Source organism: Gibbsiella quercinecans, from assembly GCF_002291425.1.
Classification (GTDB): domain Bacteria; phylum Pseudomonadota; class Gammaproteobacteria; order Enterobacterales; family Enterobacteriaceae; genus Gibbsiella; species Gibbsiella quercinecans.
Genome location: NZ_CP014136.1, coordinates 798,607 through 819,638, shown reverse-complemented (window position 1 = coordinate 819,638; position 21,032 = coordinate 798,607). Strand labels below are relative to the sequence as shown.

Below are 21,032 nucleotides of genomic sequence, written 5' to 3'. Positions count from 1 at the left end.
CTGTTTCGCCGCCGCCGTGGTTAAACCACGATTCTATATATAAGAACATGTTACCTGCGGTGAGCAGCGGCCAGGCCGATGGCTACGATTGATAAGTATTATCATTTCATTTATTGTTAGCGCGCTTTCCCGGTAAAACCGGCCCTTTGGGGCGCCGGTATGTCATTGTCGTAACAGGTATCCGAAATAATGAGCCTAACCACCGATCCCATGCCAGATGTAAAAAGCCCGCCCGGCGCAAACGTCATGGGGCGCTACCACCATATTCTCCGCCACCGCTTGTTGATCATGGGGGTGTTTGCGCTGGCGATTGTCGGATCGCTGTTACTGGATTTCACTATGGGGCCTTCCGGGCTTTCCCTTGCCTCACTGTGGCAAACGTTGCTCGATCCCGCCGCGGCGGACGCCGGCACGCGGGTTATCGTATGGGACATTCGTTTGCCCTATGCGCTGATGGCGGTGGTGGTGGGCATGGCGCTTGGCCTGGCGGGCGCGGAAATGCAGACCATCCTCAATAACCCGCTGGCCAGCCCGTTTACGCTGGGGGTTTCTTCCGCCGCCGCGTTTGGCGCGGCGCTGGCGATCGTTCTGGGTATCGGTATCCCCGGCATTTCCGATCAATGGTTTATTTCCGCCAACGCTTTTCTGTTCGCCTTGTTTGCCGCGCTGATGCTGGATGGCATTACGCGCTGGACGCGGGTTGCCACCTCTGGCGTGGTGCTGTTCGGCATCGCCCTGGTGTTTACCTTTAACGCTTTGGTTTCGATGATGCAGTTCATCGCCAGCGAAGATACCCTGCAAGGGCTGGTGTTCTGGACCATGGGCAGCCTGGCGCGCGCCTCGTGGGAAAAGCTGGGCATCCTGCTTGGCGTGTTTGCCGTGCTGTTGCCGCTTTCGATGATGAGCTCGTGGAAGCTGACCGCGCTGCGCCTGGGGGAAGATCGCGCCGTCAGTTTCGGTATTGACGTGCGCCGCCTGCGGCTGGCGACGCTGTTGCGCATCAGTATCCTGTCGTCATTGGCCGTAGCGTTTGTTGGGCCTATCGGCTTTATCGGCCTGGTGGCGCCGCATATCGCGCGCATGGTGTTTGGCGAGGATCACCGTTTTTACCTGCCGGCGAGCGCGCTGATCGGCGCATTGGTGCTGTCGATGGCGTCTGTCGCGTCGAAGAACCTGGTGCCTGGGATTATCATCCCGGTCGGTATCGTCACGTCGTTGGTGGGCGTGCCGTTCTTCCTGAGTATTATTTTGCGCCATCGGGGGAACGTCTGATGAGCGTTGGATTACGGATTGAGGATTTTTGCGCCGGTTATCCCAAGCGCCAGGTTATCCGCAACTTATCGGTGCCGATGCTGCCACGCGGCAAAATCACCGTGCTGCTGGGGCCGAACGGCAGTGGGAAATCAACCTTGCTGCGTTCGCTGGCTGGCCTGAACCCGGCGCAGGGCAAGCTGTGGCTGGATAGCAATAACCTGATGGCAATGCCGTTTGCCCGCCGGGCCGAGAAGGTGGTGTATTTGCCGCAATCGTTGCCGGCCGGTGTGCATTTGCACGTGCTGGAATCGGTGATAGTGGCGCAGCGCGCCTCCGGTGGGCGCAGCCATGCCGGCAGCGAGGCCGACGTGATGGCTCTGTTGGAACAATTGGGCATCGCCCATTTGGCGCTGAGCTATCTTGATCAGCTTTCCGGTGGCCAGAAGCAGCTGGTGGGGTTGGCACAATCGTTGATTCGCCAGCCTTCTTTACTGTTGCTCGATGAGCCGCTTAGCGCGTTGGATCTCAATTATCAGTTCCACGTGATGGATCTGGTGCGCAGGGAAACCAGCAAACGCAATATCGTTACCATCGTGGTGGTGCATGATATCAATATTGCGTTGCGCCACGGTGACCACGTCTTGATGTTGCAAGACGGCAATGTGGTTGCCGATGGGGTACCGGAGGCGGTGATTACGCCGGAGAGTCTGGCGCAGGTGTATGGCGTGCGTGGGCGCATTGAGCGCTGTTCGCGGGGAACGCCGCAGGTGCTGATTGATGGTTTGATCAATGAGCCGGTGATGTAATTGGCGTATTGCTGAAACCGCACGATGCTACCATCGGCGTAAATGGAATTGCCCGAATCTATCGCCGCCGGGCAACCTAACCACCGGTTTTGACATGGGTTAATCTCAAAGACGAGTGATTTGGTGAGTGGAGCACGGGTGTGGAAGCCATTGAAGGCGCCGAACGGCGGAACGTAGCATAGGCGAAACCGCCAGGACGGCGGTTTCAGGCGAGACAGGCAGGGACGCCTGTCGTAGCCGGCCGTGATGCGCAGTGACACAGTGAGGGCAGCCGCGCAGCGGCCGCCTGATATGGCGCAGGCGCGGGTCGTAAGGGGCCGCGCCATCGGCCCCTAACTCGGGCGCGGGCTACGGTGCGACAAAAAGCGACCGAGTTATAGCGACCGAAACCCTCTCGGTCAGGGCAAAGAACGATGCCGAAACCGTACTCTGTAACCCGCTGTGTAAGTGGAATTGCCTTAATCGTATCGAATTTCTTTGCGGCAATCGCGCACGGCAATTGTCAGGGCCGAAGGCCCGGCCCCGACACCCCGGCCTGCGCTTAACATGGCCTGCCCGCTGCGCGGGTACCCTCGCGGCGTCCCCGTCGCCGGACGGGTCGGCTACGACAAACATCCCTGTTTGTCTCGCCTCAACCGGCCGTCCGTGGCCGATTGCCCCTGGCAACGGTGCCTTGCTCGGCAGGCCAAGATGCGCGCGGAAGGTCAAAACCAGAATCTATCGCCACCGGGCAACCTAACCACCGGTTTTGACATGGGTTAATCTCAAAGACGATTGATTTGGTGAGTGGAGCACCGGTGTTGAAGCCATTGAAGGCGCCAAACAGTGTAACGCTTAGAACGTATACGCCAGCCCCACGGTATAACGCCGCCCATCCAACACCGTTTCATAGTTACTGTAATCAACCGTCTTATCCAGCAGGTTATACACCCCGCCATTCACCGTCAGCCGCTTATTCGCCTTATAGCTCACCCCTACATCAATAAAGGTATAAGACGGCGAACCCTTGCTCATGGAAACGCGGCTTAAATACTCCGAGGTTTTGCTGCGGAAATTAAGACGCGACCACACATCAAGATCCGGCGTGGCTTTCCAGTCGATAACTGTATTGAACATATGCTTAGGCATTTTGTTCAGCGGCTTGCCTTTCTGCACACCGCTTTTTTGCTCTGATTCGGTGTAGGTATAGTTGGCCGTCACTTGCCAGGCCGGGGTGATCGTCCAACTGGCGTTGCCTTCCACCCCGCGGATATTGGCCTTATCCACATTCACGCGATCGCTGATGAAGTAATAGGCCGTACCGCCCAGATCGCAAACCGGATCGCCGTTGCCACTGTCACAGCGGCGCATTTCGGTGATCTTGTCTTTAAAATCGGTGTTGAACAGGGTGAGGCCAGCGCTCATATCCTGCTGGTTGTCCCACATCACCCCAATCTCTTCACCCAGGCTTTTCTCCGGTTTCAGATCGGGATTGCCGACGATAATGGATTTCCTGCCGCCGCCGGTGATTTGGCCCCAGTTGGCCGATGCCATGCGCAGATCGGGCGAGCGGTAACCGGCGGAAACGCCGCCTTTCAGCGTCCACCGTTCGGTTAAGTGCCATACGCCATACATGCGCGGCGTCCAGTGGCTGCCGTAGTTCTGATCGTTATCCATACGGATGCCGCTGGTGAGGGCAAAATCATTGGTCAATGCCCATTCGTCCTCGGCGAACAGCGCCCAGCTCCAGCGCGTCAATTTACTCAAGCCATCGGCGGATTCCAGCTGATTGCCGCCATCGTGCAGATCTTCGTAGCGGTATTGGCCGCCGATGCTGAACAGATGGCTGCCCAGATCCAACTGGGTTTGGGTGTTGAAAATGGTGTTGTTCAGCTTCATATCGCGCCCGGGGTTGGTGGTTTCTTCGCGCTGAACGTAGCTGGTGGTATTGCCAAAATCGTAATAGCCGTTATGGGTAATGGCGTAGTTGGTGCGGGCATAAAGGCTGTTGCTGGCGCTGTTTGGCGTGCATCGGCCGTTACGGCAGTTTTCCGCCGCTATGGAAAACCCTGGCGTACTGTTGCGATCCTGCAATGAACGGCCGATTTCAAAATCAAACTCGTTTTTTTCATCCGGCGTCAGGTTGAAGACGGCGGTGCCGCTGCGCATGCGTTGTTCGTTATAACCGTTGATGATGCGATCTTCGGCACGGCGTGATAACAGGCCGTTGACGCGCAGGCCGAGCAGCCCTTCAATCAACGGGCCGGCGGCGTACGCATTGGTCTGGAACTGATCGCCGGCGGCACTGCGCTCCTGGAAGGTCGCGTCGCCGCGCACCGAGGCCAGCCAGTTTTTATTATTGGCGGTTTTCCGGGTAATGATATTGATAACGCCGCCCATGGCGTCGGAGCCGTAGAGCGAAGACATTGGCCCGCGTACCACTTCAATGCGCTCAATCGCTTCCAGCGGCGGCAACCAGCCTTGTTCTATACCGGCATTGTCGCTGTTGGGCCGGGTGCCGCGCGTATCCACGCGTTTACCGTCGATCAGGATTAGCGTGTACTTGGAAGACATACCGCGGATGCTGATATCGCTGCTGCTGGCTCCGCCGGTAACCACCACGCCCGGCACGTCTTTCAGCGCGTCGGTAATGTCCCGGTAGGCTTTATTTTCAATCTGCTGGCGCGGGATCACTGAAATCGACGCGGCGGAATCTTGAATCCGTTGCTGGAAGCCGCTGGCGGTGATCACCATGGTGTCTTCCTGGGTGGCATAAGCACCGGTGCTGGCGAGCGTTGCGATGAGTAATGCCCCGATTTTGTTCTCGTTTAGCTGGTCCATGTTGCTAAATTCCTGGCTTGAGGGGAAAAATCCCTGTTAAACATTACGTAAAGGCTTCACGGGAGGGGTCGTCGCGGACGGGCGATCTCCACACTGTGTGTTTACTGCAAAGACATTGTAAGCAAATCGGAATAAATGTAAACACAAATGATAATCACTAGCATTTGTGCGTTTATTGGGCGATCAACGTAGCAGCCAGAGTGATAGGTTGGGGAGCGATGGGGGAAGGGGACTTGCAGGGGAAGGCACGGCTGGGCGCCGTGCCGATAAGATTAACGTTTCTGGATATACGTGATTGCCAGCGCCAGCGCCAACACCAGCCCCTTGATGATATCCATGGCATAGTAGGGTACGGAAAGCATGACCAGGCCGTTTTGCAATACGCCGAGGATCACCGCCCCCACCAGCGTGCCCAACGCGTTGGGTTTGCCGGAGCCGGCCAGTGAGAAGCCGATATACGCCGCCGCGACCGCATCCATCAGGTAACCGCCGCCGGCGTTAACCTGCGAGGAGCCGATACGTGACGCGAGCAGAATGCCGCCAAGCGCCGCCAGCAGCGAAGATATGACGTAAGCAATAACCCTGTAACGCACGGTGCGGATGCCGGAAAGGCGCGCCGCTTCCGGGTTGCCGCCGATGGCGTACATGCGGCGGCCGTGCTTGGTCAGCGACAGGAACAGTTGGATCACAATGGTCACCGCCAGCATGATCAGTACAATCACCGGCACCTGCCCCAGGCTGGAAAACACCGCCGGGATCACCCCTTCCGCCATATCGCCACTTGGCAGCACCATATTCTCGGTGATGGAACCGCCGTAGCTGTAGGTCATCGCGACGCCCTGGATCACGAACAGGCTGGCGAGCGTGGCCAACATATCCGGAATTTTCAACACCACGATCAGGAAGGCGTTGAACAGGCCGACCAACATACAAATCAGCAGCGTCAGCACAATGGCGCCGGTGGTGCCGAAGCCGTACCAGACGAACAGGGAAACCACCAGCGCATTGGCCAGCGACGCGGTGGAGCCCACCGACAGATCGAACCCGCCGACGGAAAGCGAAATGGACACGCCGATAGCGATAACGGTGACGATGGCGATCGAGCGCAGAATATTGATGATGTTGTTAGGATCGAGAAAATTATCCGAAGCCAGCCCGAACAGGGCAATCAACACGACAACGGTGAGTAACATTCCCCATTTATACAAAAACTCAAACAGTTGGTGGCGCCACGGCAGCGCCCGCTGCAGGGATGATTCTTTACTCACTCTGGTTTTCCTCCGGTGGAATATAATAATAAGGTTTCTTCATCAATATCGGCGGCGTTCACTTCCGCCACCACGCGGCCATCCCATAGCACGCAAATGCGATCGCACAGCCCAACCAACTCCGAGAACTCGCCGGAGGCATAAATAATGCCTTTGCCGGCTCGCGCCAGGCCGTCGATCAGGGTAAACAGATCCTGCTTGGCCTTGATATCCACCCCTTTGGTGGGCTCATCGAAGATCAGCACGTCGGCGCCGCCGCGCAGCCATTTGCCGATCGCCACTTTTTGCTGGTTCCCGCCGGAAAGGCGTGCCAGCTTTTGCTGTGGCCCAGAGGCCCGCACCCCCAGGCGCTGCATAATATCCAGCGCCCAGCGCAGTTCCCGGCGGCGGCTGAACAGGCTCCAGCGTGAAAAGCTGTCGTCGGCGCTGACGCTAAGGTTCATTGGGATCGCTTCATCAATAAAAATGCCTTCCTTGCGGCGCTCTTCCGGCACCAGCGCCAGCCCTTGCGCGACGGAGTGGTGCGGCGAACGCGGCGCCCAGGCTTTGCCGTGCAGTTCACCTTGCTCCACATTGGCCTGGCTGGCGCCGAACAGCGCCTTGCACAGCTCGGTTTTCCCTGCGCCGGCCAGGCCGGCGATGCCGAGAATCTCGCCTTTATGCAGCGTCAGTGACACATCGTCCAGCTTGTGGCGATCGTTCAGCCCGCGCACCTGGAGCAATGGCTGCGAACCGTGCGGCGGCCGACGCGGCGGGTAGATATCATCCAGACGGTGGCCGAGCATTTTTTCCACGATCTGCTCGCCGCTCAGGCCGCGCATGGCGTCTTCGCTAACGTGGCGCCCGTCGCGCAGCACCGTGAGCCGATCGCAGATTTCGCTTAGCTCATGGATACGGTGCGAGATAAACACGATGCCGATGCCTTCGGCACGCAGGCGGCGCACAACCTTGAACAGGCGTTCGCTTTCAGCGCGATCGAGCGGGGCGGTGGGTTCATCCAGCACCAGAAAACGGCAGCGGTGCGACAGCGCGCGGGCCAGCAGCACCTGTTGTTTTTCCGCCAGGGTGCAATCGGCCAGCGGCTGGCGCGGGTTGATGGTCAGCTCAAGCTGGCCAAGCAGCGAGCGTGCCTGTTGGTGTAATTGCTTCCAACTGAGCAGGTGGCCCGGCTGGTTCAGCCAGTCCAGCATGATGTTTTCCGCAACGGAGAGCGTTGGGATCAGGGCGACGTCCACTTCCTGCTGCACCACGTGAATGCCATGGCGCCGCGCCTGCTGCGGTGAGTGAATGTCCACCTTTTCACCGTCGATGAAGATATCGCCCTGATAGTGGCTGTAGGCCCCGGACAGGATCGACATCAGCGTGGACTTCCCCGCGCCGTTTGCGCCAATCAGCGCATGGGTGGATCCGCCCTGCAGGGTGAAATCAACATTTTTCAGCGCGTTAAAGCCGGCGAAGGCGATGGAAATATTGCGCATCTCAAGGCGTGCGGGCGTTACGGTTGGCATAATGTACTTAAAGACGTTTAGGTGTTTAGATGGCTAGAGAGCCCTTTTTTAACACAGATTTATTTTTTAGCAATAAACTAAATGGTCTAACGAAGATAAAAGTGGTTATGGTGGCGTAAAAGCCCGTTTCTCGAACGATTGGCAGCATAATCTGGGTCGGCTCCGCAGCGGCGCTGATCCAATGAGAGGATAACCAGACGAATTGTTTGCCCGTTCGGATGTTTCCCAGACGATCGGTAAAAGAATAGCGGTTGTCTGTTTTATCGATCTTGCCTTCCGGCGCTTTTTTGGTGCAAAATACGCGCCGTGCAAATAACCGACGCCTTAAAGCGTCGGTTATTTTTTTGCATTTGCGTTCTGCAACCGTGTGTTTCATTCATAGAGAGGCCGGACTGAGAGCCGGATAGATAAACCGTTTTGTGCGCGATCAACCAAAACTTCATGATCGCCACTATTGAGGAATAAGTAAGATGGGGCAATTTTTCACCTTCGCGCCGGTACCCGCCGGATCCCGCTGTGTCGGCAGCGATTATGGAGCAATTCAGGCCGCTCTGCGCTGTTATCCAGCGTCAAATCCCCCTCTTTCAGCATTGGTTCGCACGTTGCGAAGTTTCCCTGCTGCCTTAAGTCTTGGCGTGTCTACTCTGCGCCAGGTTGAAGGTCAGGGAGGGCTGAACAATGTCCGATAACATCTGCACCGCCGCACCGGCACAGCGCGCGACGCTGCGTAAATCTTTGACGTTGCTGCCTGTGGTGATGATGGGGCTGGCCTATTTGCAGCCGATGACCATCTTCGATACTTTCGGCATCGTCTCTGGCCTGACCGATGGCCACGTTGCCACCGCCTACGCTTTCGCACTGCTGGCGATTCTGTTTACGGCGGTCAGCTACGGCAAACTGGTGCGTAAGTTCCCTTCCGCCGGTTCTGCCTATACCTACGCACAGAAGGCCATTAGCCCGCACGTGGGCTTTATGGTGGGCTGGTCATCGCTGCTGGACTATCTGTTCATGCCGATGATCAACATTCTGCTGGCGAAAATTTACCTTGAGGCGATTTTCCCAGGCGTGCCGTCGTGGATTTTTGTCGCGGCGCTGGTGGCGCTGATGACCTTCTTTAACCTGCGCGGCATTAAGCTGGTGGCTAACCTGAACGCCATCATTGTGGTTGTGCAGGTGGCGATCATGGTGGTGTTCCTGGGGTTGGTGATCAACGGTGTGTCACATGGTGAAGGGGCGGGTACCCTGGTGAGCAGCCGCCCATTCTGGGGCGAGGGCGCACACGTGGTGCCGATGATCACCGGTGCGACCATCCTCTGCTTCTCGTTCCTGGGCTTTGACGGCATCAGCTCGCTGTCTGAAGAAACCAAAGACGCGGAAAAGGTGATCCCGAAGGCGATCTTCCTGACAGCGCTGATCGGCGGCATTATCTTTATCGTGGTGTCTTACTTTGTGCAGCTGTATTTCCCGGATATTTCACGCTTTAAAGATCCAGACGCATCGCAGCCGGAAATCATGCTGTACGTGGCCGGTAAGTTCTTCCAGTCGATCATTCTGGTGTTTTCCTGCGTGACCGTGTTGGCTTCCGGCATGGCGGCGCACGCGGGCGTTTCCCGCCTGATGTACGTGATGGGCCGTGACGGTGTGTTCCCATCGCGCTTCTTTGGCTATGTACACCCAACGTGGCGTACGCCGGCCTTGAATGTGCTGCTGGTGGGGGTGATTGCGCTGTCTGCCGTATCGTTTGATCTGGTGACGGCGACCGCACTGATCAACTTTGGCGCACTGGTGGCGTTCACCTTTGTCAATCTGTCGGTGATTTCCCAGTTCTACATCCGCGAGAAACGTAACAAAACGTTGAAGGATAACTTCAACTACCTGGTGCTGCCGGTTATCGGCGCGTTGACTGTGGGTGCGCTGTGGCTGAACCTGGAAAGCAGCTCAATGACGCTGGGCCTGGTATGGGCGGCGATCGGCCTGATCTATCTGGCGTTCGTTACCCGCAGATTCCGTCTGCCGGTGCCGCAGGCGAGTGAAGATCTTGCCTGATAGCCATTGATGAAACAGCCCGGCCTGCGCCGGGCCGTATTCAGTTGCAAGGGGCCTGCAGAGTGTATGAACCGGGCACATAGGTTACAGATCTGACCAGCCTCATAGGTAACGCATTTATTCTTTAATCAGCCCGGATTATACGATGGTTCTGTCTATCGTACCGGGCCAATACCAACTCCCCGAACCCTATTTCGTCCGTGTCATCGTCAACTTCTTTCATCCACACCCATTCATACCTGAGGGCCTCCGATAGGAAGATTCGTCGGCCGTTGAACCATAAATCACCTTTCACTTCCACACGCAGTAACTTCGCCCCCTTTGGTACCGGCATCTCCTTTTGTGCCCCAGTATAAATCCGGGGGGAAGGACACCAGACTGATTGGGGCGTTTTTCCTCCCAGAGCCTTATGTGGCCGAACTTCATTAAATTCTTTTCTCCATGTGTTTAGCCATGTCTGTTGTTCCTCCAGAGAGGCAAATTTATGACACTGTTTCATTCCCTCTTTCATTGTTCTGTGCATTCTTTCATGACGTCCATTCTCTGTCGGTTTCCCTGGGCGAATTCGCTCGGGAGTAACACCACATTTGATTAGCCAGATAGACATCTGGCTTAATCCCCACAGCCCGGCACCGGCAAAAGGTGGACCGTTATCGGTGCGTAGAACCTGGGGCAAACCACATTCGTGGAAGACTCGCTCGAGGCAGGGAATGACAAATTTCCCATCGGGTAAATACGTGGCATCACAGGCAAGTACCATTCTGCTGTAGTTATCCGTCAGTGTGAAAGGATGACACCAACGTCCGGTTGTATGGGTGAACTTGCCTTTGAAATCCGCGCTCCAGACATCATTTGGCTGGTTTATCTTATGGAGCACATAAGACCGTTTGGGTTTGTATTTCAATCGATTACGTTTTTTTGTCAGGCCATGGATCTTAAATATGCCCCCAATAGTACTGGCAGCGGGCACATCCGAAACATCCATATTCAAAAGTAATTGTCTTATCTTTTCCGGGCCCCATGTAGGGTGCTGCTGTTTCTTCTCAAGAAGCAATTCCACCGTTGGCAGCGGTATGGAAAGTTGATGATGGCGAGCTCGGGAATGGTCAGAAAGAGAGGAAATATCATCAGGAGAAAATCGGGACAGCCACTTATAGCCAGTTTTGCGACTAATGTTGAAACGGCGGCATAGCTCAGCGACAGAAGTATCGCCCTTCAGACAAGCGGTGACAAATTGCAAACGTTGCATGGTAACACTCTCAGGCCAAGGCACAGTAAACCTCCCTATCTCGTTAACTGTGCCAGTTATAACCTGTTACCCATGTGCCCGGTGTAAAGTGTTACCCATGTGCCCGGTTCATACACAGAGCAGGCCCCTTTTGTTATTCCACCAGTTCACGGCCGTAGTCAAACAGCGCTTTCAACAGCGCCATTTTTTCCTGATCGCCCTCATACAGGTTGTATAACGCTTCCAGTTGCAGCACATAGGCTTGTACTCGCTCCGGCGTCAGCACATCCCGGCGGTGCTGCAACCAGCGCCGTTGCTCGGCGTCATCCAGCGTTTTTGGGTAGTTGCGCGCGCGGAAGCGGAACAGCAGTTCCTGCATCCGGCTGTCGTTGAAGGTTAAATCCAGCGCCGGCAGGTTTTGCGGCAGCGTTTGCTGGATAATGTTCATGGCAGCCTTGTCGGCATCACTGAAGAAGCCGTCATACAGCCGGGCATCAACGTCATCGGGTGGGGTAAAGGGGGCCGCCTCGGCATACAGCGCCACCACTTTTTCCCGCACCTGAGGATGCTGGCGCAGGATTTGCAGGTTGTTCAGGCAGGCCTGGCGGTCAATGCCCAGCCGCTCGGCGTTGGCGGGCAGCAGCGTTTTCGCCGGTGCCAGCACCGGGCATTTGTTGATATGCACCAGCTTGATCGGCACCGCCGCCTGGCCGTCTTCCAAGCGATCGCGCCGGGTGTAGAGCCGCTCACGCAGTTGATCGGCGTCCAGCTTCAGCAGTGGGGTGATGTCGCCGGCTAAATCGCACATGATCACGGCGTTTTTGTTTTCCGGGTGCCAGGCCAGCGGGGCCACCCAGCTGGTGTTGCCGCGTGCGGCGCCAAACATGCCGGAAACGTGCACCAGCGGCGCCATCTCCACAATATCGATCAGCGTGTTCAGCTTATGTTTGCTGCGATGCTGCAGCAGGTAATCAAACAGCCGCGGCTGCGCTTGCTTGACCAATTTTGCCATGGCGATGGTGGCGTACACATCGGACATGGCATCGTGCGCATGTTCGTGTTCAACCCCGTTGGCCTGCGTCAGGTGTTCCAGCCGGAAGCTGGGGAAGCCGTCTTCATTTTCCGGCCAGATAATGCCGTCTGGGCGCAGCGCATAGCAGGCACGCATCACATCAAGCAGATCCCAGCGTGAATTGCCGTTCTGCCAACTGTAGGCATAGGGATCATAGAAATTACGGTAGAAGATGTTGCGGCTGACTTCATCATCGAAACGGACGTTGTTATAGCCCAAAACACAGGTGTTGGGCTGGCTGAAGGCGGCGTGGATCTGCCGTGCGAACTCCGCTTCGTTCAGGCCCTTCGCCAAGGCTTCCTGCGGCGTGATGCCGGTGATCATCACGGCTTCCGGCTCGGGCAGGTAGTCGTCCGACGGCGCGCAGTAAATGACCAGCGGATCTTCAATGATGTTGAAGTCCATATCGGTACGTACGCCGGCAAACTGGGCCGGGCGATCCAGCGCCGGGCTCTTGCCGAAGGTTTCGTAATCGTGAATGTAGAATGTGGCCGGTGCCTTGCTACTCAACGTGTTATCTCTTCAGTGGCGGAATGCATATGCGCCTATTGTAACCTCGCCATGCCTGATGCCAAGTAAAGCTTGGCGGCAATGCGCACCAGCCCAGAGAAACGTTAGCCTTCCAGCGATGGTGTAGTGCGGTATTTCTTGAGCTGCTGGTGAAAGTAACTGCGCAAATGCGCTGGAACCTGTTTCTCGGCGGTTTTCAGGTTGGATTCGTGACCATAACGTTCGTGATAGGTCACTGTCAGCGCGAGCAAATCAGCCGCTACTCTTTCATCTTCGGCCTGTGACGAGCGAACTGTGTCTTTATCCATGATATTCACCTCCCGTTGGCTAAAGGGAATCTTCCATTGTTAACGCTGAACGTTGCAATTTGACGATTGGCACCTCGTTAATGGTCAAAATATATCGCAGATGAAGAGCAAACTGCTGATGATTGTCAACCAAAACGATGAGCAAATAATGAGTATGCCTAACCACACTTTCATGTTCATGTTATTTCCTTATAACCGAAAGGCGCCATAGCGTAGCATTACCTCACTATTGCTGGCTGTTGTTAGCCAGAATGATGGGCAAACAAGGATGCCGCCTCATAATCGTTCATTGAATGCGTTGTTGTTATGCTCTTATGTTGGTAGTGGTGCGTGGTTTCAAAAATATGTTGCTGAAGCATAAATAGGCTGGCAAACACTGTTAACCAAAACAAGGTACACAAGGCTAACATACACCACCAAACCCTGCTGTTGTAGCTCATTAGCGGCTCCTTGGCGAGAGATGATTTAAATTTCCTGTTGATTAAAACACAGGAAACCTCAATGCGAACTAAACATCAGCGGGAAATGCATAATCAATGTCTATCATTTTGTTACTTATCATTCATCAATGTAATCTAATATAATTTTATCTGAGGTTATTTGTTTTTCTTTAAAGATACGTCAATTCACGGGTGAGCGGGATAATCATAGTTTTTCTTCTTAATGGTTAAATTAATATTTTACCGTGACTTATCTATATTTCCTTATTATCCGCCATTACAGATTTTTTACCTTTTTATTTATGCTGGCGAGGGGAGAGGGTTTGCTGTGTTATTTCCTGCAGTCATTGTTGTGAAGAAAAAAGTATAAGGCAACTGACAAGGGGTGATGTAAACTTATCTATTCTCTTTAAACGAATGCGTTATTTAGGTGTGAACCCCCAGGGGATTCACCAGGACGACGACGACCAGAAAACCCGGCCGAGCACCACCAGCTGATCTCTGCGTTGCGCATAGCTTAGGTATTCATCCGGGTATTCCGCCTGATTGAGCGAGCGGATCAGCACCCCGCCGTCCGGTTGTTCAAGCAGCATTTTAACGCGCAGCAGGCTGCCGTGGCGAATGGCGTAGGTTTTGCCGTCGCGGATGCGGGTATCGGCAGTATTGATGCCGACCACATCGCCATCCTGCAGGCGTGGCTCCATGCTGGAGCCGCAGATGCGGATAATGCGCGCGGCATTCACCGCCACCCCCATTTTGTGCAGATAGTAACGGCGGAAGATCAGCGAAAACTCCTCGCGGTCGATCAACTCGTAACAGCCATCACCGGCTGAAAAATCAATATCCAGCAGTGATATTTCCACAAACTCTTCTTTGTCCTGCGGCGTGTCTTCCCACACGGCGGGCTTTAGCCGCGCCAGCTGAAAATCGGATTCCGTTGCCGCGTTGTCGAACGGGTGCGCCAGGCGCTTTTCATGGAAAACGTCCAGCCAACCTTTGGGCAGATCCAGGCTGGCCTCAATGCGCCGGGCCAGGTTATCGCCCAGGTTACGGGAGAATTTTTCACCGATGATTTGGCTGAGCGTCGGTGCGGAAGAGCCCACCCGGATGGCGAATGTATTCTGGCTAATGCCCTGGCGCGCATAATGCCCCATCAGATCGCGCAGGTTATTGCGGCGTATTTCTTTCGTTTCCATTGCGCGATACTCTCACTCTTTAGCCAAAAGATAAATCCCACCGTGGCGAAAAAGCCAGGCCGCCGGGCCGGTATTGCCAGCGAAAAGAGGGCATTAATGTTCAGTATCGATTACCACAGCTACCGGGCGGTAGCCAGTTTCAATCGCCGCGTTCGTTTCCTGGTGCTGCACTATACTGCGCAGAACTTTGCCGACTCGGTACAGTCTTTGACCGGCGATGCGGTCAGCGCGCATTATCTGGTGCCGGATCCGGCCGATCCCCGCTATCGGCAGGCCGGTTTTACCGATCTGCGTATTTTCAACCTGGTGGATGAAAACGATCGCGCCTGGCACGCCGGCGCCAGCCGCTGGGGCGATCGCACCAATATCAACGATAGCGCCATCGGTATTGAGATCGTCAATCTGGCCAGCGGCGACGGTGAAGAGGCCACTTTTCCCCCGTTTAACCCAGAGCAGATTGCGGCAGTGATCCAACTGGTGCAAAACATTCTGCCGCGCTACCCCGATATTACCCCGGCCAATGTGCTCGCGCACTCGGATATCGCGCCAGGGCGCAAAAGCGATCCCGGCCCGCAGTTCCCCTGGCACCAGCTTTACCAGGCGGGGATTGGCGCCTGGTACGATCGGGCCACTCAGCGGCACTATCAGCAGGACTATTGCCGCAGCGGCCTGCCGGATCGGCAAGCGCTATTGGCCTCTTTTGCCCAATACGGCTACGACATTGCCGGCGCGCAGAGCGAAGACGGTTACCGCCGTTTAGTGCGCGCTTTCCAGCTCCATTTCCGCCCACAGCACTATGGCGGCGTGATGGACGCGGAAACCGCTGCCATCCTGCGGGCGCTGGTGGAAAAATACACCGGTTAACGTCGTTACCCTCGGTGATATTGGCGGAGGGGAAATATCTGCCAACACAGAACTGATATACCCTGGAGTGATTCCTCCGCTAAACTATGCGCTCTTTGTTTTGGCAAGTGGGTTTCGTTGTGCGTCTGGACAGGAAAATTTCCCCCTTCGAATTACTGATTTATCGTAACCATCGCATTGTGCATGGGTTACGTATCTCGCTGGCATTCATCCTGACCTTTTTGCTCGTCCGCCTGTTGGACGTGCCCGAGGGTTCCTGGCCGCTGATTACGCTGGTGGTGGTGATGGGGCCATTGTCGTTTTGGGGCAACGTGTTGCAGCGCGCGCTGCAGCGTATTGCGGGCACGGTGTTTGGCGCGGTTTCCGGCTTGATCGCGCTCTATCTGGAGCTGTTCTCCTTACCGATTATGCTGCTGTGGTGCGGTGTGGTGATGTTTGTCTGCGGCTACCTGACGTTGGGCAAACGGCCTTATATGGCGCTGCTGATCGGCATCACGCTGGCGGTGGTGTGCGGTGCCAGCCCGGGGGATATGTATACCGCGCTGTGGCGCAGCGGCGATGTGATCATCGGCTCGCTATTGGCGCTGTTGTTTACCAGCATCTATCCGCAGCGCGCCTACATACTTTGGCGTATGCACATGGCGGATTGCCTGGACGAAGTGGGTAAAATCTACGGCGCTTACCTGTCGCTGAACATCATTGAGCGCCCCCGTCTTGAGCTGCGGCTGAAGAAACTGCTCACCAAGGTGGTCAAGTTGCGCACGATGATCACCCCCAGCAGCAATGAAACCCATATTCCCAAACCGGTGCTTGAGGCAGTGCAAACCCTAAGCCGCAATCTGGTGTGCACGCTGGAATTGCTGGCGGATGCCTACTGGGCCTCGCGTGAGACGCACTTCATCATGCTGAATGCCAAAACCTTGCGCAGCGCGCAGTTGCTGACGCTGCGCTCGCTGGAATCTCTGGCCGACATTATGCGTAACGGGGTGCAGGAAGATGAAGAGCGTGAAGTGGCCGGCGAACTGAGCGAAATCTCCAGCGAACTGAAGGCGCTGATGCAGCAGGCAAGCACCAGCCCGCACAACGAGGCACCTATCTACGGCTACGTTTGGCTGAGCATGGAACTGGCGAAACAGCTGGAAGAGCTGGGCGATTTGCTCAAGCTTTGTACCACTCCGCTGCGAAATTAGGGGGTGAGATCATGAAGCGGGTGCTTCGGGTTTTGGTCAGGGAGCCTAAAGCAGGTAAGATAGGGAAATGACCGGTTGTGTCTGGCGGCCACTAACCTGTATCTTGGTGGCATCGTGGCCGTAAGTAAATGAATCTGTGTATTACTTAAGCAAGGGTATGAAGATGGATAATGCAAATAAGCAGAGTTTCCAGGACGTTCTGGAGTTTGTGCGTATGTTCCGCCGTAAAAATAAGCTGCAGCGTGAAATTATCGACAACGAAAAGAAAATTCGTGACAACCAGAAGCGCGTACTGTTGCTTGACAACCTGAGTCAATATATCAAGCCGGGTATGAGCATCGAAGACATTCAGGCGATCATCGCCAACATGCGTAGCGACTATGAAGATCGCGTTGATGACTACATCATCAAAAACGCCGATCTGTCGAAAGAACGCCGCGATCTGTCGAAGAAACTGAAAGCGATGGGTGAAGTGAAGTAACCCTCACTGGCGTCTTTGGATAGACCGCACTGAAAAAGCCCGTAGGCAAAACGCCGGCGGGCTTTTTGCTTTTAGGGCGTTTGCCCGGCGTTGCCGGGTTCATCTGGCGCCGCCGGTTGGCCGCCGGGCGCGGTGACGTTGGGCGATAGTGTAATGATGTAATCGGCGAAGGCATTGATTTGCGCGTCGCTGAGCCGGGCTTTAGCGCGGCTGGCGGCATCAACGCCGCCGCCGTCGCGTAGCCGGGTCATGCCGGCGATGATTTCCTGCCGGGAAAGGCTCGTCAGCGGCGGCGCGCGGTTGAAGGCCGGTTTATCCGCCTTGCGGCCATGGCAGCCGCCGCAGTCGCGTTGATAATCCCGCGCAACGTCAGCCCGCGCGCTGGGGGCCGCCGGCAACAGGGCGCAAAGCAGAAGCCCTGCCGCGAGCAACGGCGAGTGGGGGGACGACAACAATGTTTTCATGGTCAGCCTTCCTGCGCCAGACGGCGAAAGATGTCCGCCAGCTCCTGCGGGCTGTGGGCGCCCTGATGCTGGGCGGTCACCCGCCCCTGGGCATCCAGCAGGAAGGAGGTTGGGGTGCCGATAACCTGGTAGCGCTCCTGGGTGATGTTAAGCTGATCGCGGATCACCGGGTAATGAATACGCCGCTGGCGCAGCAGCGCCATGATGTCCAAATCATCCGCATCGGTGTTAATGGCCAGCACCACCACCTTACCTTGCCATTGTTCACTGAGCTTGCTGAGCGTTTCCATTTCCGCCAGGCAGCCGCCGCAGCTGGCTGACCAAAAGTTCAGGTAGATCGGCCGCCCCTGCCATTGGCTGAGCGCCGTCGGTTTGCCTTGCAGATCGAACGCCGCCAGCGCCGGCGCCGGTTCACCGATTGCCAACTGCTCTTGTTTACAGCCGGCCAGCAGCAAGATAAGCAGAAAAAGATTAAGCCAACGCATGGGATGGCGCCTCCTCGCTAAGATATTTACCGTGTTGCAGGCGGATAATGCGATCGGCAAATTCGCCCAACGCCGGATTGTGCGTCACCATTACAATGGTGCGCCCCTGGCGGTGCAGGGCCTTCAGCACGTCCAGCACGCGCTGTTCGTTTTCTTCGTCCAGGTTGCCGGTGGGCTCATCGGCGAAGATCACCGGCGGCTCATTGACCAGCGCGCGGGCAATGCACACCCGTTGCTGCTCGCCCCCGGAAAGTTGGCTGGGCAGGTGAGTCATCCGGTGTTCAAGGCCAACCTGCGCCAGCACGGCTTTGGCCGCCGCCTCATCGGTGACGCTGTGGTAGTGCTGGGCCAGCATGACATTCTCCAGCGCATTCAGAAACGGGATCAGGTGGAACTGCTGGAACACCAGGCCGATTTTCTCGGCGCGGAAGCGGCGGCGGCCTTCTTCATCCAGCGTGGCGGCATCGGTGCCGTCCAGGAACACCTGGCCGCTGGTGGCGGTATCCAGGCAGGTGAGGATATTCATCAGCGTGGTTTTGCCCGATCCTGAAGCGCCCATGATGGCGACAAACTCCCCGCGTTGGATATGCAGGTTAATGTCGTCCAGCGCGGTTACCTGCCCGAAACGTTTGAACAGATGGCGGGTTTCAATCACCGTGTTGGGGCGTGGTGACAACGGCATAGGCTACTCTCCTTTCAGGGTCTTCGCGGGTTCAATACGCACCGCCTGGCTGACGGGAACAATGGCCGCCAGCGTGGCGATCAGTAACGACAGCACCAGCGTGATCGGGAACACCGGCAGGCGCAGTGAGATGGTGGCGTTAAACACCGTCAGGCCCAGCAGCTGCGCCAGCAGATAACCGAGCAGGCAGCCGCAAAGGATTGCCGCCAGCGCGATCAGCGCGGTTTCCGCCAGCATCTGGTAAATAATGTCGCGGTTGCGGGCGCCGAGCGCTTTCTGCAAGGCGAATTCACGCGCGCGTTCGCTGACAATCGCCATCAGCGTGGTGTTCACGCACAGGGAAGACAGCGCCAGGATCACCACCGATACCAGCCCCATCAGCCCCTTGATCTTATCCAGCACCTGGCCTTCAGAGGCCGATACCTTGCGGATCGGCCGGATCTCAAGCTGCGGGTATGTTTGCTGCAGCCGCGCGGCGTAGCGATCGACCTGGCCCAGATCGTTATTAACGCTCAGCAGCGCGTTGCTGATCTGTCCACTTTTGTTAAGCCATTTTTGCGCCAGATCCAGGTTGACGATCAGCATGTTGTCGGTGGCGTCGCCGGCTTCGACGATGCCCTTGATCGTCAGGCGCTGGCGTTCGCTGCCGTTGACCAGGGTAACGCTGTCGCCAAGCCGCAGGTTCAGGCGCTGGGCGAGGCGCACGCCGATCATGGCGTTGCGATCGTCAAAACTGACGCCGATCCAACTGCCGCTAACCTGCCAGTAGGGCGCCAGTTTTTGCAGCGATTCAAACCACACGCCCATCAGCGCCACTTTTTCCAGCTCGGTACGCGCCATGCCGTACAGGTAGGGGCTGGCGGCGTTGATTAACCCCGGTGGCGCGGCGTCAAGTATCGGCTGCAACTGTGCTTGCGCCAGGGTATTGCCGTGGCCCGGGCCGATGTAAAAGTTGGCGCCGAAGGTGCGCAGCTCTTCGCTCATTTTGGCATTGATATCGAACCACACGGCCGACATGGCGGTAACGATGGCCGCACCCACGGTGAGGGCGGCGAACACCACGCTCACCCGCTGTAGCCGCAGGCGCAGCGCGCGCCAAACCAGGCGCCAGAACATGCTGGTGTTAACGGCCATACAGCACCTCCACCGGGTAGAGCCGGGCGATACGCCGTGCCGGGAACCAAGTGCCGATCAGCGCAATCAGCACTGCAACCACCAGCACACAGGGCACCACCACCCAGGCAAAATCGAGCGGCGCGCCAAACAGCATCAGCCCGATGGCGCGCGCCAACCCCCAGCCTGCCAGACAACCGGCCAGCCCGCCGAGCACGCCGCTCAGCGCCGCCTCCAGATAAAACAGCAGCAGGATTTGCCACTGGCGCGCGCCGAGCGCTTTCATCAGCCCGATCTCCTTCGCCCGTTCCATAATGGTGCTGGTCATCAACGACGCAATGCCCATTGCCGCCGCCAGCAAGGCCGCTGCGGTAACCACGCCCAGCAGCAGCTGGATTTTATCGATGATCACCCCTTCGGAAGCGGCCACCTGCCAGATGGGGCGCACCACGGAACCGGAAATGGCCTCTTCAAGCTGATGGGCGATCGAGGAAACGTACGCTGTGCAGTACCACAGATCGTATTCCTCGGCATTCAGCGCATCCAGGTTCTCCCGCGCCCGGCGGGACAGGGCGTTTTCCGGCACGGTCAGCGCGGAAACGCGGATTGCCTGCACTTTGCCCTGTAGCCCTAACAGATCCTGGACGATCGCCAGCGGCATCACCAGTTGGTTATCTTCATCGCCGCCGCTGGCCAGAATGCCGCTTAGCGTTACCGTGCGTTCACCACTCGGCCCATGCAATTGCAACGTGTCGCCCGGCTTCCAACCGTAATGGCGCGCCAGCGCGGCGCCCGCCAAGGCCTGCTGCTTGCCCGGCGTTGCCGGCTCTGCGGGCCACTGGCCGCTAACCTGCCAGTATGGGCTGATCGCCTGCTGGCCGGTGCGGTAATCCTCTTCGTCCGGCACATTCACCGGCTGAAAGAAAAACGTCCCCAGCACGTTGATGCGATCGTTGCCCACGGTGACTTCACCGCTCAACAGCGGCGCAAAGCCGACGATATTGTTGCGCCAGAAAATGTCTTTGATTGCCGGCAGCTCGGCTTCATCAAGGAAGTCTTGCCCGTCCAGCGGGTTGCCGCTTTCGCCGGATATCGCCGGCAAAATGGCCTGGCTGGCGGGCTCGATCAGAATGTTGGCGCCGTAGGATTTCAGCTCGCGCGACATTTTATCGCCCACGTCGATGGAAACCGCCAACAGCGCCGAGATTAGCCCCGCGGCCAAAAACACCGTCAGCACCGCCAGCGCCTTGCGCCGCAGGTTGCGCCGCCAGGATTGCCACAGCATCCGCCAGAGCAT

At 56.8% G+C, this 21,032-nt stretch carries 20 protein-coding genes; 6 read left to right on the top strand and 14 right to left on the bottom strand.

Annotated features, from left to right (window positions below):
* Window positions 1–189 precede the first annotated feature (189 nt).
* Both ACN28Q_RS03805 and ACN28Q_RS03800 read left to right on the top strand, forming a co-directional pair.
* Window positions 190–1,272, top strand: a complete 1,083-nt coding sequence (locus tag ACN28Q_RS03805) for a FecCD family ABC transporter permease (protein ID WP_095845110.1) — start codon at window positions 190–192, stop codon at window positions 1,270–1,272.
* Window positions 1,272–2,060 (top strand): ABC transporter ATP-binding protein, encoded by a 789-nt coding sequence (locus ACN28Q_RS03800; RefSeq protein WP_095845109.1) that lies wholly within the window; start codon window positions 1,272–1,274, stop codon window positions 2,058–2,060. The genes ACN28Q_RS03805 and ACN28Q_RS03800 overlap by 1 nt, the downstream gene beginning before the upstream one ends.
* Window positions 2,061–2,894: 834 nt before the next feature.
* On the opposite strand, the gene ACN28Q_RS03795 is transcribed toward ACN28Q_RS03800, so the two are convergent.
* From ACN28Q_RS03795 to ACN28Q_RS03780, 4 genes are all read right to left on the bottom strand, one after another.
* The gene (locus tag ACN28Q_RS03795; RefSeq protein WP_095845108.1) at window positions 2,895–4,880 is read right to left on the bottom strand and encodes a ligand-gated channel protein; all 1,986 of its coding nucleotides are present in this window, start codon (window positions 4,878–4,880) and stop codon (window positions 2,895–2,897) included.
* A gap of 272 nt (window positions 4,881–5,152) precedes the next feature.
* Entirely contained in the window at window positions 5,153–6,148 is a 996-nt protein-coding gene (locus ACN28Q_RS03790; protein ID WP_095845107.1) for an ABC transporter permease, read from the bottom strand.
* Window positions 6,145–7,656, bottom strand: a complete 1,512-nt coding sequence (locus ACN28Q_RS03785) for a sugar ABC transporter ATP-binding protein (RefSeq protein ID WP_095845106.1) — start codon at window positions 7,654–7,656, stop codon at window positions 6,145–6,147. The genes ACN28Q_RS03790 and ACN28Q_RS03785 overlap by 4 nt, the downstream gene beginning before the upstream one ends.
* Before the next feature lie 25 nt (window positions 7,657–7,681).
* Window positions 7,682–8,032, bottom strand: a complete 351-nt coding sequence (locus ACN28Q_RS03780) for a hypothetical protein (protein WP_131929007.1) — start codon at window positions 8,030–8,032, stop codon at window positions 7,682–7,684.
* Between the two features lie 302 nt (window positions 8,033–8,334).
* On the opposite strand from ACN28Q_RS03780, the gene ACN28Q_RS03775 reads away from it, so the two are divergent.
* Complete coding sequence (locus ACN28Q_RS03775) at window positions 8,335–9,702, top strand: APC family permease (RefSeq protein ID WP_095845104.1); 1,368 nt, start codon at window positions 8,335–8,337, stop codon at window positions 9,700–9,702.
* Window positions 9,703–9,826: 124 nt separating this feature from the next.
* Here the strand turns inward: ACN28Q_RS03775 and ACN28Q_RS03770 are convergent, their stop codons facing one another.
* The 5 genes from ACN28Q_RS03770 to ACN28Q_RS03750 all read right to left on the bottom strand — a co-directional run bounded on the left by ACN28Q_RS03770 (window position 9,827) and on the right by ACN28Q_RS03750 (window position 14,456).
* A complete protein-coding gene (locus ACN28Q_RS03770) occupies window positions 9,827–10,975 on the bottom strand; it encodes an integrase core domain-containing protein (RefSeq protein ID WP_095845103.1) in 1,149 nt (382 codons plus the stop codon).
* Between the two features lie 109 nt (window positions 10,976–11,084).
* Complete coding sequence (gene sbcB, locus ACN28Q_RS03765; protein WP_095845102.1) at window positions 11,085–12,512, bottom strand: exodeoxyribonuclease I; 1,428 nt, start codon at window positions 12,510–12,512, stop codon at window positions 11,085–11,087.
* A 104-nt stretch (window positions 12,513–12,616) separates the two neighbouring features.
* Entirely contained in the window at window positions 12,617–12,820 is a 204-nt protein-coding gene (locus tag ACN28Q_RS03760; RefSeq protein WP_095845101.1) for a DNA polymerase III subunit theta, read from the bottom strand.
* A 242-nt stretch (window positions 12,821–13,062) separates the two neighbouring features.
* A complete protein-coding gene (locus ACN28Q_RS03755; RefSeq protein ID WP_131928962.1) occupies window positions 13,063–13,260 on the bottom strand; it encodes a hypothetical protein in 198 nt (65 codons plus the stop codon).
* 449 nt (window positions 13,261–13,709) lie between these two features.
* Window positions 13,710–14,456, bottom strand: a complete 747-nt coding sequence (locus ACN28Q_RS03750) for a S24 family peptidase (RefSeq protein WP_095845100.1) — start codon at window positions 14,454–14,456, stop codon at window positions 13,710–13,712.
* Between the two features lie 96 nt (window positions 14,457–14,552).
* Between ACN28Q_RS03750 and ACN28Q_RS03745 the strand changes: the two genes are divergently transcribed.
* The 3 genes from ACN28Q_RS03745 to tmaR all read left to right on the top strand — a co-directional run bounded on the left by ACN28Q_RS03745 (window position 14,553) and on the right by tmaR (window position 16,991).
* Window positions 14,553–15,320 (top strand): N-acetylmuramoyl-L-alanine amidase, encoded by a 768-nt coding sequence (locus ACN28Q_RS03745; protein WP_095845099.1) that lies wholly within the window; start codon window positions 14,553–14,555, stop codon window positions 15,318–15,320.
* Between the two features lie 119 nt (window positions 15,321–15,439).
* Complete coding sequence (locus ACN28Q_RS03740; protein WP_095848905.1) at window positions 15,440–16,510, top strand: FUSC family protein; 1,071 nt, start codon at window positions 15,440–15,442, stop codon at window positions 16,508–16,510.
* Between the two features lie 163 nt (window positions 16,511–16,673).
* Window positions 16,674–16,991, top strand: a complete 318-nt coding sequence (gene tmaR / locus ACN28Q_RS03735; RefSeq protein ID WP_095845098.1) for a PTS system regulator TmaR — start codon at window positions 16,674–16,676, stop codon at window positions 16,989–16,991.
* Between the two features lie 71 nt (window positions 16,992–17,062).
* On the opposite strand, the gene ACN28Q_RS03730 is transcribed toward tmaR, so the two are convergent.
* The 5 genes from ACN28Q_RS03730 to ACN28Q_RS03710 are packed head-to-tail and all read right to left on the bottom strand — an operon-like array spanning window position 17,063 to window position 21,032.
* On the bottom strand, window positions 17,063–17,455 hold the full coding sequence (locus tag ACN28Q_RS03730) for a c-type cytochrome (RefSeq protein ID WP_095845097.1): 393 nt from the start codon (window positions 17,453–17,455) through the stop codon (window positions 17,063–17,065).
* 2 nt (window positions 17,456–17,457) lie between these two features.
* The gene (locus ACN28Q_RS03725) at window positions 17,458–17,940 is read right to left on the bottom strand and encodes a TlpA family protein disulfide reductase (protein WP_095845096.1); all 483 of its coding nucleotides are present in this window, start codon (window positions 17,938–17,940) and stop codon (window positions 17,458–17,460) included.
* Window positions 17,927–18,622, bottom strand: a complete 696-nt coding sequence (locus tag ACN28Q_RS03720) for an ABC transporter ATP-binding protein (RefSeq protein ID WP_095845095.1) — start codon at window positions 18,620–18,622, stop codon at window positions 17,927–17,929. Before ACN28Q_RS03720 ends, ACN28Q_RS03725 begins: the two co-directional genes overlap by 14 nt.
* A 3-nt stretch (window positions 18,623–18,625) precedes the next feature.
* Window positions 18,626–19,756, bottom strand: coding sequence for an ABC transporter permease (locus tag ACN28Q_RS03715; protein ID WP_095845094.1), 1,131 nt, complete (start codon window positions 19,754–19,756; stop codon window positions 18,626–18,628).
* Complete coding sequence (locus tag ACN28Q_RS03710) at window positions 19,746–21,032, bottom strand: ABC transporter permease (protein WP_095845093.1); 1,287 nt, start codon at window positions 21,030–21,032, stop codon at window positions 19,746–19,748. The genes ACN28Q_RS03715 and ACN28Q_RS03710 overlap by 11 nt, the downstream gene beginning before the upstream one ends.

Excerpts from the sequence above, each read along its gene's own strand:
- ACN28Q_RS03775 (WP_095845104.1), top strand. The coding sequence starts at position 8,335 with ATGTCCGATAACATCTGCACCGCCGCACCGGCACAGCGCGCGACGCTG.
- ACN28Q_RS03760 (WP_095845101.1), bottom strand. The coding sequence starts at position 12,820 with ATGGATAAAGACACAGTTCGCTCGTCACAGGCCGAAGATGAAAGAGTA.
- ACN28Q_RS03745 (WP_095845099.1), top strand. The coding sequence starts at position 14,553 with ATGTTCAGTATCGATTACCACAGCTACCGGGCGGTAGCCAGTTTCAAT.
- ACN28Q_RS03710 (WP_095845093.1), bottom strand. The coding sequence starts at position 21,032 with ATGCTCTGGCGGATGCTGTGGCAATCCTGGCGGCGCAACCTGCGGCGC.
- ACN28Q_RS03805 (WP_095845110.1), top strand. The coding sequence starts at position 190 with ATGAGCCTAACCACCGATCCCATGCCAGATGTAAAAAGCCCGCCCGGC.
- ACN28Q_RS03715 (WP_095845094.1), bottom strand. The coding sequence starts at position 19,756 with ATGGCCGTTAACACCAGCATGTTCTGGCGCCTGGTTTGGCGCGCGCTG.
- ACN28Q_RS03720 (WP_095845095.1), bottom strand. The coding sequence starts at position 18,622 with ATGCCGTTGTCACCACGCCCCAACACGGTGATTGAAACCCGCCATCTG.
- tmaR (WP_095845098.1), top strand. The coding sequence starts at position 16,674 with ATGGATAATGCAAATAAGCAGAGTTTCCAGGACGTTCTGGAGTTTGTG.
- ACN28Q_RS03780 (WP_131929007.1), bottom strand. The coding sequence starts at position 8,032 with ATGAAACACACGGTTGCAGAACGCAAATGCAAAAAAATAACCGACGCT.
- ACN28Q_RS03725 (WP_095845096.1), bottom strand. The coding sequence starts at position 17,940 with ATGCGTTGGCTTAATCTTTTTCTGCTTATCTTGCTGCTGGCCGGCTGT.
- ACN28Q_RS03795 (WP_095845108.1), bottom strand. The coding sequence starts at position 4,880 with ATGGACCAGCTAAACGAGAACAAAATCGGGGCATTACTCATCGCAACG.
- ACN28Q_RS03755 (WP_131928962.1), bottom strand. The coding sequence starts at position 13,260 with ATGAGCTACAACAGCAGGGTTTGGTGGTGTATGTTAGCCTTGTGTACC.
- ACN28Q_RS03800 (WP_095845109.1), top strand. The coding sequence starts at position 1,272 with ATGAGCGTTGGATTACGGATTGAGGATTTTTGCGCCGGTTATCCCAAG.
- ACN28Q_RS03730 (WP_095845097.1), bottom strand. The coding sequence starts at position 17,455 with ATGAAAACATTGTTGTCGTCCCCCCACTCGCCGTTGCTCGCGGCAGGG.
- ACN28Q_RS03785 (WP_095845106.1), bottom strand. The coding sequence starts at position 7,656 with ATGCCAACCGTAACGCCCGCACGCCTTGAGATGCGCAATATTTCCATC.
- ACN28Q_RS03750 (WP_095845100.1), bottom strand. The coding sequence starts at position 14,456 with ATGGAAACGAAAGAAATACGCCGCAATAACCTGCGCGATCTGATGGGG.